This is a genomic window from Bacteroidota bacterium (genome assembly GCA_034723125.1).
GTDB lineage: Bacteria > Bacteroidota > Bacteroidia > CAILMK01 > JAAYUY01 > JAYEOP01.
The window spans coordinates 1-12780 of the sequence record JAYEOP010000085.1 but is presented as its reverse complement, the minus strand read 5'-3'; the positions used below and the strand labels follow the sequence as shown (position 1 = coordinate 12780).

The following is a 12780-nucleotide window of genomic DNA, read 5'->3' as shown; positions in this document are numbered from 1 at the left end:
CCCAATGAATATGTCCTGCCCACCGAATATTTATCGTAAATATATTCTTTACTATTATAGGTGTATATTTTTTCATGTATTGAATTTAAAATATTTTTTGCAGAAAATTTCAAAGAAAATCTTTTACCTATTTTTTGATTTATATTAAAATTCAATGAGTTGAATGGCTGTTCGTAAATGTTTGGAGTTCCTGAAACAATGACAACTGCAAGTTTTTCGCCTGCAATATTGTAAGAAATATTAGCACTTAATCCAATGCTATCGTTTTTGTAAGATAAAATAGCATTAACAATATATGGAGATTGTCCAAACATTACTCTTGTATCGGCATGATTGGGATTAGTACCCTGTATTGCAAGGAGTTCCAAAGAATCAATGCTAACCACCGATTTGATATAAGACATATTAAGCCCGATTTTAAAATCTCTTAAAATATTTATAAAATCCAGATTTTTACGAAATTCAAATTCAATTCCATAGACATTTGCTTTTTCAACGTTTTTCCATGTTAATTCGGGATTTGAAGCAATAGGGTTAAAAGTTGTTTCAATAGGATTGATAAATCGTTTATAAAAACCACTAATTGAAATTATTTCTCCGGGTTTAATAAAATATTCTGTTCGTATATCAAAATTATCTATTAATGTTCTTTCTAAATTATTATTACCAAGTTTTGTTTCTCCTGTTTCATAATCATACGAAGCATAAGGAGCAAGTTCTCTGAAAGTTGGACGAGCCAAAGTACGTGAAGTAGCAGTTCTTATAAATAAATCTTCAACTATTTCATAAGTAAAATTCAAAACAGGTAAAAAGTCTAAATTTTCCAAATTCCCGTCAGCTTTCTTTTTATTATAACTTTCTATATGTATGTTTGTGTATTCCAATCTTCCCCCCACTGTCATTCTTAGTTTTTTATTAAAATTTACATCAATCAAAGCATAAGCCGCGGCAACATCCTGTTTACCGGTATAACTATTTTTTGTATCTGTAGCATCAATCATATAAACACCGTAAGTTCCCTGAGCATTTTGACCTATATTATTGTCGTTAAAATACTCTGAAATGCTTGCTGTAAATGAATTATTCTGACTATTTATATCTATACGCTCTTCTTCAAAAACCCTGTATTTATACACATTTGCAAATCCGAATTTTAATTTTGATTTGAATGGAATAAATACCGGAATACTGAAATCAATTTTATTATCAAAATTAGATTCTTTCATTTCACGGCTATATCTTGCAGGCAAAGCATATTTTGATTTTTCAATTTCAAAAGTTGTATCATTATTTTCTATATAATAGCTATTAACAAAATAGCGTAAATCCGGTTCATTTTGCTTTGAAACAGTATAGGAACTAAGCCAGTTGATTTTTAATTTTTTAAAATTTTCAAGATAATGCTCACCTTTTAATTGTCCTGATGTTATTGAACGTTCAAGAAATTTCAATTCCCGATTTTGTTGATACATTCCAATTTCGTCTGAAGGTTTTTTACCATCAAGAAATTTTGCGGAAGTAACACCGCTACGATTATGTATTCCTGCAATACCTATTTTATGTTTACGTGATAATTTATAATTTAAACTAAGCATTCCCCCTGATAGCACTTCCATTGCTCCTTTTTCTGTATTTAGAAACCTTTCAGTGTTTAAGCTATTTTCTTCAAAACCTGTTAGTTTATAACGCCCTGTTGCTCCATCATTAAAATATTCATAATTCTTTTGATAATTTATTCCAACAATATATCCCAATGACTTTTCCCCTATATTTTTTTGATTTCCAAGAGAAATTGAATAAGATTGATTCATAAAAGACTTTTTATGTTTTGTATCCATTTCATTATTGAAAGAGCGTGTAATATTATCAAGTTTATCATTATCAACATAAAGACTTGGAATTTCTTTTGTATTATTAATTGGCCAATTGCGTGTGCCATCATCAATTCCGAGCCAATCAAGTTTACCACCATCATAAGTTAAAAAGTTCTTATTAAAACTACTTTGGTCGTTGTAAGCAAATGAGCTGGAAAATTGGAATGTAAATTTCTCAGGAAAATCTTTAGTAACAATATTTATATATCCACCTGCAAAACTGCCTGGTAGTTCAGGAGAAAATGTTTTAAAAACCACCATATTTTCAATTAAATTGCTTGGAAACATATCCATCTGAACAGTATTTCTATTTGGGTCAAGTCCTGGTATTTCGGCACCGTTAAGTGTTGTTTTGGAATATCTGTCACTTAATCCCCTAACATAAACATATTTCCCGTCTTCAACCGATATTCCAATCACTCTTTTTAAAGCAGCAGCAGCATTATTATCGCCAGCTTTTGAAATTTCCTGTGCTGAAATTCCATTAATGACCGATGTTGATACTTTTTGCATTGCTAACAAAGCATTTTCGGTTTTACGCATTTGTCTTGCTTCAATCCTAACCTCTTGTAAAACAATACTAGCTTCTCCCAATTGAAAATTAATACTTTGTATTTCGTCTGTTTTTATTTCTACATTAGTAATAGTTATTGTTTCATAAGAAATAAATGAACATTTTATTTCATATTTTCCAACAGGTAGTTCTAAAGAATAATTACCGTCAAAATCAGTGATAGCTCCCATCTGAGTTCCAACAGCTATAATTGTTGTTCCTATAAGTTCTTCACCTGTTTTTTTGTCATTTACTTTTCCCCTGATTATTCCTTTTTGTGCATAAGAGATGAAAGTAATTAACAAAATTAATACAGTAATAAAATATTTTTTATTCAAAATGTTAATTTTAATTGGTTTCAAATGATATTGCAGGAAATGATTTTAATCACTCCCTGCAATTTACTTATATAATTTCCCTTATATGGGAAAATAAATGACTAATTATTATTGTAATCCTGCAGTACTTATTAGTGTCCATCCTGATGCCCAATTTGTACTTGAAGGAGCAAATGCACCTTTGTACGAAACATTTTCAAACCAAGTTGAAGGGTATGTAGCCATATTTTCAGACACATTTGCTGTTGGAACAAGATTCCATGAACTTGCCGAATAAGATACACCCGGGTTAGCAACTACGTTTTTAGCAGTATTAAAATAATTTACAAATTCTGTAGAAGCATTTGTAGAATCGGGATTTGCTGAAGCACCACTTCCAAAAGATATTTTAAAAAGCCCTTCCGCTGTTCCGTCCGCTACATCATAAAAAATATTGTTTTTTATTTCTAATTCTCCTGCCTGAAATCTGTCAAAACTTCCTTCACCTGATAGTAATTCGATGTCAACACCTTTTGCTTGGTTAAGAAAAATTGAATTAGCATATTTCCCACCGGCATTATCACGGAAAGTTATCATTCTTTTTCCTGCATCTGTTCCTCTGCCAACATAAGTAGCATTAAATATTTCGGGGATAGCATAAGGTTGTGCTGTTTCGGGATCTGTGCCTCCATCATGTTCTCCAATTCTGTCGCCTTCATCAAAATCTTGAATTGCAACCCAAAACTGACCTTTGCCTTGGAAACCCTCATCATAATCAAAACAATCATCACCACAAAAAGCAACAATCATATTTTTGCACTGAGCTGCTCCTCCAAAAAATTCAACACCGTCATCAGCATTTGCAATAACTTCAATATGGTCAATAGTAGTTCCGCTTCCAACTCCTCCAAGAGTTAATCCGTTTATTTCATTTCCTTCGCCAATATCAGTTCCTCCATGACGAATCGAAACATATTGAAAAGTTCCGGAATTATCTGCGTCATCATTTCCTCCATAAATTCCGCGTGTTTCACTTGTAGGAATTCCTTCAATTGCAGATTCCCCCGGGTTAGAATTTAATTTTGCTTTCCCGAGAATTATTACTCCTCCCCATAATCCTCTAGCTTTTACATCAATATTGCCATTAAGTTCATCTACCTCGGCTGTAAAAATAATAGGGCTATTAGCTGTTCCAACAGCGTTGATTTTTCCACCTCTTGCAACTACTAAAGCACTTGCATTTTCTCCTGTTCCCGGTTTTCCTTTGATAACTGTACCTGCTTCAATTGTTAAAACCTGTCCGTCATTTACAAACACCAATCCGTCAAGAATGTATGTTTTTCCTGTTTTCCAAGTAGTTGTTCCTACTCCGCTACCATCATCAGTTATAGTATATTCATCAGTAACTCCAGGATCAATAGGGTCGTCTTCCTTACATGAATTTAAAAGGACAACACCAAAAAAGACAAACATTAAGATAAAAAGTTTCAAATAATTTGTTTTCATTTTTTCTAATTTTTTTTAGTTAAACATAATTTTTATAATCGCTACAAAAATGAATTAAGAATGTTTCAAAAAAATTTAAAAAATATTACAAGATTGTTACAATTTTCAAATTGGATGTTTGAATAACAAAACAACTTTTGTGAAAATTATTTTTGGATATTGAAAAGTGAATAAATATTTTTTATTTGCAATAATTCAAATATTTTATTTAATTTCGTCAATTATTTTTGAGTTCATTTAATTAAAAAGAAATATTATGAAGAGATTTTTACTTACAATCGTTTTAACAATTTCAAGTTTATTGCTATTAGCACAACATACTTGGGACAAAAAAAATTCAGGGATTGCGGATGCAACTTTATGCGATATAGAATTTATTGGTGATTCTATTGGATATATCGTTGGATACAGTCCTACAAAAAGTGTAATTTTAAAAACTACAGATGCCGGTGAAACATGGACAAATGTTACAACTCCTTCGGTTACTACAGAACTACTTTCATGTAATTTCCTTGATAAAGATTTAGGATATGTTGTTGGTAGAAACGGAGGCTTATACAAAACAGAAAACGGTGGTGCTGTTTGGCAAAAAATAAATATCGGGTCAAACGTTAATCTTACAGATGTATCATTTCCAAGCCAAAATATTGGATATTTATGTTCTGATGGAGGCAGATTCTTTAAGTCAGAAAACAATGGTGGATTAGGTTGGCTTACTAAATCAATTTATACTGCTGATGATTTTATAGCTGTACAATTTTTCAACCAAAATACAGGAGTTATTAGTGCTACTTCCGGTAGAATTTGGAAAACTAATAACGGAGGAACATCATGGGATACAATAAACGAAGGATGGAACAACATTAACAACTCATTTTTTTGTACAGAAAATGTAGGATATATAATTGGTCGTGGTTTAGTAAAAAGGTCAATTGACGGAGGAAATCATTGGACAAACATTAGCCCTGCCGCTTACCCAAGCACATATTTTTATAGTATATATTTTACTTTTGTTCAATCAGGTTTTATTGGTGGCAAGCATGAATTAATTCTTACTACAAATGATGGAGGTTCTAGTTGGGAAATAGAAAATTCAGGAGGTACTGAAACAATAAAACAAATAATTTTTACTCCTTACGGAAATGGTTTTGCTGTTGGTACAAACGGATTAATATTAAAAAGAGAAGTACCCGATGGAATTGAGGATACAAAACTTAAAAGCGATATTTCTATTTATCCAAATCCTTCAAAAGGAACTTTTGTTTTAAATTCTAATTCTAAAAAGGAATTAGATATTAATATTTTTAATCCAAATGGGACAATTATTTTTAGTGAGAAAAATATTAATTCACAAATTGAATTTAACCTAAACGAATATTCAAGAGGTATTTATTTTGTCCAAATCATTTCTGATAATGAAGTAATTACAAAGAAATTGATATTGAAATAAAATTATTTATTCAAGTTGATAAAATAATCTGTTAAGGAAAATGTTTTGATTTTGTAAAACTTAATTCTTTAAATGTTGTAATATCTTCAAAATAAAATACTTATTTTTAACGCAATAAAAACATGAATAACATACAACTTTCAAAAAGTGAAGTAACAAATATCTTTGATGATTTTGAGAAGAAAAATATTCTGATAATCGGGGATGTAATGGTTGATTCTTATTGGTGGGGTAGTGTAAACCGAATTTCACCAGAAGCACCTGTACCAATTGTTTTGGTAAACAAAAGAGAATACCGACTTGGAGGAGCAGCCAACGTAGCTTTAAACATAAAAAAATTAGGAGCAAATCCTATTTTATGTTCTGTAATTGGAGATGATAACGAAGGAGAAGTTTTCCTTAATTTGCTTGAAAAAAGAAATATAAAGCCTGATTGTATTATTAAATCCAACAACAGACCAACTACTTTAAAAACAAGAGTGATTTCAAACGAACAGCAACAATCAATTCGCCTTGATACTGAAACAGATAAACTAATAAATCTAAAAGAATGCATTAAACTCAAAGAAAAGATTCTTGAAAAATTAGATTCAATAGACTCATTGATATTTCAGGATTACGATAAAGGAGTGCTTTCAAAGAAATTCATTCAGGATATTATTGATGAAGCAAACAAAAGAAATATTCCAACTATTGTTGACCCAAAAAGGAAAAATTTTAATTCTTATAAAAACTCAACTTTATTCAAACCCAATTTTAAAGAACTAAAAGAAGGATTGGGGATTTTAATTGAAAAACCAATTACAATAGAAAAACTCCGTAAGGTATCTAACTCTCTTTTTGACAAAATGAATATTTCAATTACCTTTATTACACTTTCGGAACAAGGCGTTTACATAAATGATGGCAAAGAAGATTTTCTTGTACCAACACACAAAAGAAGCATTTATGATGTTTCTGGTGCTGGCGATACCGTTGCAAGCATAACAGCTTTATCAATAGCTTCACAACATCCCATTAATTTACTTGCAGAACTAACAAACATTGCAGGAGGGCTTGTATGCGAAAGAGTTGGTGTTGTTCCAATTGAAAGGGAATGGATGGAAAAAGAATGCATTAGGATATTTTCAGGAAAGTGAGTATGGTAAAAGGTTTTTTAAGTTTCGTTTATATCATTTGCTACGGTTTTTCACAACATGTTTCTTTTATTGTGTATGGGAACTTCTAATAAAAAAGCTAATAAAGAATCCATATTCTACAATAATTATTACTTTCGTAATTATTTTAAATTTATAAACAACATGAAAAGAATAGTCTTACTTATTTTGCTTTTAATACCTGCATTTTCTTCTTTTTCTCAAAATAATAACAAAAAAAATCTTGACCATTCAGTTTATGAAAAATGGAATGTGATGAAAAATATAAAAATATCCAATAATGGAAATTGGGTAACATATATTTCTACACCACAAAAAACAGCACTTGATTCTAAATTATTTCTTTTTGATGTAAAGAAAGATAAATTAGATTTTATTGATAGAGGAGAAATAGCAAGTTTTTCTCCTAATTCTGATTTTCTTATCTTCAAAATTAAAGCACAATATGATTCAGTGCGGAAGATGAAACTAGAAAAAGTGAAGAAGGATGAACTACCAAAAGATAGCATGGGAATATGGCTTTTTGACAAAGATTCGATAATAAAAATTCCAAGAATAACTTCATTCAAAATCGCAGAAAAAAACTCTTCATGGATAGTTTATCATTTGTGTAAAGAGAAAAAGATTAAAGAAAAGGAAGTTGCTGATAGTAACGAAGTAAAAAAAGAAAAAAAGAGTAAAGCAGAAAAAAAGAAGATGAAAAAAGAAAAAAAACAAATAGCTACTCATCTTGTTATTTTCAATCCTATTTCAGAAAAAGAATTTCTTTTCAAAAATGTAAAAGATTATTCCATTTCAAAAAATGGTAATTCCATTGTTTTTACAACAATCGTAAAGGATTCTATTGATACTATTTCGCTTCATCTTTTTAATACTTTGTCTCAAACAGATAAAATAATTTATAAAACAACTAATGAATTTGAAAAATTTACAATTGATGAAGAAGGTAAAAAAGTCGCTTTTTTAATTTCAAGAGATACCACAAAGACAAAAATATTCAGCTTACTTTATTGGAACAAAGACAAGGTTGAAATTATTGTTGATACAACAAATACATTAATGCCCAAAGGTTTTTGTGTGAGTAAAAACGCAAGCATTTATTTTTCAAAAAATGGTGAAAAATTATTTTTTGGTATAGCAAAAAAACCTGAACCCGAAGTTAAAGACACATTACTCGAAAATGAAAAATATCATCTTGATGTTTGGAATTGGAAGGATTTAAGATTGCAACCACAACAAAAACTACGTTTAAAGTCTGATTTAAAGAAATCTGATTTATGTGTTTTTAATTTTGACAAAAATAAAATGATAAAACTTGAGAATGAAAATATCCAAAGAGTTAGACTTTATAAAGACAGGGATGCAAGATATGCCTTAGGATTTGGTAACAAGCAATATCAACGGTCTTATTCATGGACATCTAAGAGATGTTTTGATGCTTATTTATTGGACACAAAAACAGGTGAACAAAAATTATTGCTTAAAAAAAGACAATCAAGTATAAATATTTCTCCCGACCAAAAATATATTTATTGGTATGAAAGTAATGATAGCTCATGGTATTCTAAGAAAATCGGGAGTGATGAAAAAGTGAATTTGACAGAAAAAATAAATGTGAGTTTTTTCAATGAGGATTATGATGTACCAACTGACCCACATCCTTATGGAATTGCAGGTTGGTCGGAGAAGGATGAAAATATTTTTATTTATGACAAATATGATATTTGGAAAATTGATCCTAAAGGGAAAAAGCATGCAATTAAAATTACCAATGGAAGGGAACAGGAAATTATATTCCGAAATGTAAATCTTGACAGAGAAAAGAAATATCTCGAAGGCACTTTAGTTTTAAAAGCATTTAACAAAAAGAATAAAAAAGAAGGATTTTTTACAATTGAAATTGAAGAAACAAAAGAAGCTAAAATGCTAATAATGCAGGATTATTCTTTTAGAAGACTACAAAAAGCAAAAAATTGTGACAAAATTATTTGGCGAAAAGAAAGTTTTAAAGAATACCCACAACTCCGAATAAGTAACATTGATTTTAAAAATCAAAAAGTAATTTCAAATTTAAATCCACAACAACAGAAATACAATTGGGGTACAGTAGAACAAGTAGCTTGGACATCATTTGAAGGCGAAGAACTTAAGGGATTACTTTATAAACCTGAGAATTTTGATGCTTCAAAAAAATATCCCATGATTGTTTATTATTATGAAAAAGGTTCAGATAATATTAATCAACATTCTATACCAAAGCCAAGCCACTCTGTAATTTCATTTCCTCTATATGTGAGTAACGGATATTTAATTTTTGTTCCTGACATTAATTATAAAAAAGGATTCCCTGGCAAAAGTGCATATCAATCAATAATGAGTGGAACAATGGCAATGTGCGAAAAAGATTTTGTTGACAAAAAAAATATTGGACTGCAAGGTCAAAGCTGGGGAGGTTATCAAACAGTTTTTATGCTTACTCAAACAAATTTTTACAAGGCTGCAATGGGCGGTGCTGTAGTTTCAAATATGACAAGTGCCTATGGTGGAATCCGCTGGGGAAGTGGAGTAAGTAGAATGTTTCAGTACGAAGAAGGGCAAAGTAGAATAGGTGCTACACTTTGGGAAAAACCAGAACTTTATATTGAAAATTCACCAATATTTTTTGCAGATAGAATAGAAACACCATTACTTTTAATGCATAATGATAATGATGGAGCAGTTCCATGGTATCAAGGAATTGAAATGTTTGTTGCAATGAGAAGATTAAACAAACCAGCATGGATGCTAAGCTATAACAATGAAGCCCATAATCTCAGAAAATGGCCAAACAGAGTTGACCTAAGTATTAGGATGATGCAGTTTTTTGATTATTATCTGAAAAATAAACCCATGCCTATTTGGATGGAAGAAGGTATTCCTGCAACTCAAAAAGGGAAAATTGATGGCTATAAATTAATTGAAAATAAAAATTAATAATTTGATTTTATTATGAAAAAACTCCTTTCACTAACAATTTTAATTTCTATTTATTTTGCTTCTTATTCACAAAACAAAGAAATTAAAAGGAGCATTAAAGATGTTAAAAATTATATTGCTGATATTTATTCCTACTTTGAAGAAACAGAAACAAATATCTTAGATGCTCAAAATGCAATGAGTTTGCAGGATACAAAACTTTATGCCGGTTATGCATTTACTTCTTCTGACAATCTTATGATGAATTGCGGATATGCAAAAGATGAACTTTTTGAAATTGTGAAAGATAGCAGAAAGATAAAATGCCTTGACCTTGAGATAGCATCAGGAAAAATTGAAGACAATATTTTTATCATAAATGATGCTACAAATAAGATATATTATTCTCTGTCAAAAATACAATATGAAAGTGTAATAAACGGAGCTCAAAAGCATTTAAGTGATGCAAGAAATAAGCTGGAAATTATTGAACGAGAATTTAAAAAAATACAAACAACAAAACTTTTGGAAATATTGAAAAAATGCGAACAATTTAAAATTGAGAAATAAATGAGTTCACTCTAAGAAATAATGAATGCAGGTTTTGAAAATCAGGAATTGCCCCACTCCCTAAAGGGAGTCCTGATTTTCAGCTACTTCTTCCTTTAGGGTTTGAGGTAGAAAGGAGCTGAAAATCATTTTAAGACTTTTTAGGGTGGATTAATAAATAGGAAATAAAAATGCTTGTTACTTTACTGAAAATGGAAATTATCTCAGAGAAAAAAGGTGTTTACGAAATACGTATTTCCAATAGTAAAAGTAAAGCAATTGTTTTTTTTAACCCAAAAACAAAAAACTTAGAGTTTGAAGGTTCAGGATTGCTTCATGATTTTTTGCAAAAAAATGAGTATCAATTTAGAAAAATACTTCACAATAAACGAAAGGATACTTTTTTTAAAGGCTTTAAGCTGAGCTTTTCAATGATTGATAACAAAGATGTTGCAGCTTTTAATGATATAAATAAAATTATTGTTTCGGATAAACTACAAGGAAAAGATAACATCAGAATAATTGAAAACGGAATTGAGAATATTACCAAGCTATTTACCGATGGTTGTTTTTTGCAAGACGAGAACAAAGGTGGTGTTGCTGCATTTATCGTAAAAACTAATGATTCCAAAGAATTAATCAGTGAGAAAACATTGCTGCAAAGTAGTTGTCTGATAGAACTTTATGCAACGATTAAAGGTCTTGAGAAACTTGAAAATGAGAAAAAAATAAGAGTAATTACTGATAGCCAATATGTTCGTAAAGGAATTACTGAATGGATATTTCATTGGAAATTAAATAATTGGCATACTGCCAATGGAGAAAAAGCAAAAAATATTGAGTATTGGAAAAGGCTTGAGAAATTAATACAAAAGAAATATATTGAATTTCAATGGGTTAAAGGACATGCCGAAAGTGAAGGAAATAAAATTTGCCATGAAGAGGCTAATAGAATTGCAAGAGAGGAGTGATTGAAAGTCAGCAGTTTTTAGTTCTTAGTAGGACGTAACTTGCAACTTGTTTTGCATCCTATCCTCAAAAAGGCTAAGGCTAAGGCAAAGGCTAAGACAAAGGCTAAAAAAATCAATAAAAATAAACAACAACTAAATGACTACCAAATGACTATTGCTTAACAAAAAAATCCTTTGAGTCTTAGCGAGAAAAATACAAACAATATTCAGCCAGAAATAACCTGCATCTTGCGACACGAAGTTAGCCCGTCTGGGCATCCTGCATCCTGCATCCTGCATCCTGCATCCTGCATCTTGCATCTTGCATCCTGCATCCTGTATCCTGCATCTTGCATCCTGCATCTTGCATCCTGTATCCTGCATCCTCTTCAAACACCCGGAACAGACCAAATAAACTTCCCTGTTTTTAAAAAACTTATCGTTTGTTCTACACTTTGCTCCGATTTTCTTTTAACCCCCTCTACTGAATTGAAAGAATTATGAGGTGTTAAAATTACATTTGACTTCTTCATTAGCTTCAGAGTTGCTAATGTTTCTTCATTATTAGTTTTTGCATTATTCCTAAGCACATTTGCAAGCTCTTTCTCCGAATCAAAAACATCAAGTGCTACACCGCTTAAGTGATTTTTGTTTAGAACTTTTAATAATTCTAAAGATGGAGAAATTTCACCACGTGAAATATTAACAAAAACAGCATCTTTTTTTGCTTTCATTAATAGTTCAAAATTGAAATAGTTGTGATTTTTGTCTGTAAGGTTCATAGCACAAACAATAATATCTGCTTTTTTTATTCCTTCGTCAATAGAAACATATTTTTCATTAGGATGCTTTATGTCAATTTCAACACCGAGAACTTTCATTCCCAAGCCATGTCCTATTTTTGCTACCTCCGAACCAATATTCCCTACACCAACCACAAGAAGTGTTTTTTCTTCTGTTTCCCTTCCTGTAAGTCCATCACGATGGAAACGAGAAAAACTTTTAATTTGCTGTGGTAATTTTCTTAATAAGGACATCCATAAAAGTAAAGCTTGCTCAGCAACGGCTCTGTGGCAGTACAGAGGTAAATACCCATAAGAAATATCCGCACTTACTTTCTTTTGATATTCTTTTAAATGATCATAACCTGTGCTACGAGATAGAATTCCTTTTATTTTTTTTGCCCATTTAATAGGATAAATTGATTGTGTTCTTGTGCTTATTATTTTTGCAGGAGGTTCTTTGGATCCATATTCCTGAATGCTTTTCCAAGTAAATTCTGCATTTATATTTTTAGGTAAATGCTTTTTTATTTCTTTTTCTTCTTCTTCAAAAGCTTCGTAAAATATTATGTCCATTTTCTTTTGTTTAATATGAATTTAAGTTCTTTTTTTGAATGGCAAGTTAAGGTCTGGGGTTGAAATAAGTTGAATAGAATTGATGAATTAATTTTATAGAACCTCCCTTAA

At 30.5% G+C, this 12780-nt stretch carries 9 protein-coding genes; 5 read left to right on the top strand and 4 right to left on the bottom strand.

Annotation, left to right across the window (positions count from 1 at the left end):
• Both U9R42_02600 and U9R42_02595 read right to left on the bottom strand, forming a co-directional pair.
• Positions 1–2765: TonB-dependent receptor (locus tag U9R42_02600; GenBank protein MEA3494904.1), on the bottom strand; the 2765-nt coding region annotated here is incomplete at its 3' end.
• 108 nt (positions 2766–2873) lie between these two features.
• Positions 2874–4250 carry a hypothetical protein gene (locus U9R42_02595; protein MEA3494903.1) on the bottom strand — a complete coding sequence of 459 codons (1377 nt, stop codon included), beginning with the start codon at positions 4248–4250 and terminating at the stop codon, positions 2874–2876.
• A gap of 256 nt (positions 4251–4506) precedes the next feature.
• Here U9R42_02595 and U9R42_02590 point away from each other — a divergent pair, with 256 nt between their 5' ends.
• The 5 genes from U9R42_02590 (at position 4507) to U9R42_02570 (ending at position 11332) form a co-directional block, all read left to right on the top strand.
• On the top strand, positions 4507–5700 hold the full coding sequence (locus U9R42_02590) for a YCF48-related protein (protein ID MEA3494902.1): 1194 nt from the start codon (positions 4507–4509) through the stop codon (positions 5698–5700).
• Between the two features lie 122 nt (positions 5701–5822).
• Positions 5823–6839 carry a bifunctional ADP-heptose synthase gene (locus U9R42_02585; GenBank protein MEA3494901.1) on the top strand — a complete coding sequence of 339 codons (1017 nt, stop codon included), beginning with the start codon at positions 5823–5825 and terminating at the stop codon, positions 6837–6839.
• Positions 6840–7001: 162 nt separating this feature from the next.
• Entirely contained in the window at positions 7002–9830 is a 2829-nt protein-coding gene (locus U9R42_02580) for a prolyl oligopeptidase family serine peptidase (protein ID MEA3494900.1), read from the top strand.
• Between the two features lie 15 nt (positions 9831–9845).
• Positions 9846–10382 (top strand): hypothetical protein, encoded by a 537-nt coding sequence (locus U9R42_02575; GenBank protein MEA3494899.1) that lies wholly within the window; start codon positions 9846–9848, stop codon positions 10380–10382.
• A gap of 170 nt (positions 10383–10552) precedes the next feature.
• Complete coding sequence (locus tag U9R42_02570) at positions 10553–11332, top strand: ribonuclease H (protein ID MEA3494898.1); 780 nt, start codon at positions 10553–10555, stop codon at positions 11330–11332.
• 241 nt (positions 11333–11573) lie between these two features.
• On the opposite strand, the gene U9R42_02565 is transcribed toward U9R42_02570, so the two are convergent.
• Together U9R42_02565 and U9R42_02560 are read right to left on the bottom strand one after the other, a co-directional pair.
• Positions 11574–11708 (bottom strand): phosphotransferase, encoded by a 135-nt coding sequence (locus tag U9R42_02565; GenBank protein ID MEA3494897.1) that lies wholly within the window; start codon positions 11706–11708, stop codon positions 11574–11576.
• Complete coding sequence (locus tag U9R42_02560; GenBank protein MEA3494896.1) at positions 11701–12669, bottom strand: NAD(P)-dependent oxidoreductase; 969 nt, start codon at positions 12667–12669, stop codon at positions 11701–11703. The genes U9R42_02565 and U9R42_02560 overlap by 8 nt, the downstream gene beginning before the upstream one ends.
• Positions 12670–12780 lie beyond the last annotated feature (111 nt).

What these genes read in the sequence shown, in the direction of transcription:
- U9R42_02575 (MEA3494899.1), top strand. Translation starts at nt 9,846, where the DNA reads ATGAAAAAACTCCTTTCACTAACAATTTTAATTTCTATTTATTTTGCT.
- U9R42_02585 (MEA3494901.1), top strand. Translation starts at nt 5,823, where the DNA reads ATGAATAACATACAACTTTCAAAAAGTGAAGTAACAAATATCTTTGAT.
- U9R42_02570 (MEA3494898.1), top strand. Translation starts at nt 10,553, where the DNA reads ATGCTTGTTACTTTACTGAAAATGGAAATTATCTCAGAGAAAAAAGGT.
- U9R42_02590 (MEA3494902.1), top strand. Translation starts at nt 4,507, where the DNA reads ATGAAGAGATTTTTACTTACAATCGTTTTAACAATTTCAAGTTTATTG.
- U9R42_02560 (MEA3494896.1), bottom strand. Translation starts at nt 12,669, where the DNA reads ATGGACATAATATTTTACGAAGCTTTTGAAGAAGAAGAAAAAGAAATA.
- U9R42_02595 (MEA3494903.1), bottom strand. Translation starts at nt 4,250, where the DNA reads ATGAAAACAAATTATTTGAAACTTTTTATCTTAATGTTTGTCTTTTTT.
- U9R42_02580 (MEA3494900.1), top strand. Translation starts at nt 7,002, where the DNA reads ATGAAAAGAATAGTCTTACTTATTTTGCTTTTAATACCTGCATTTTCT.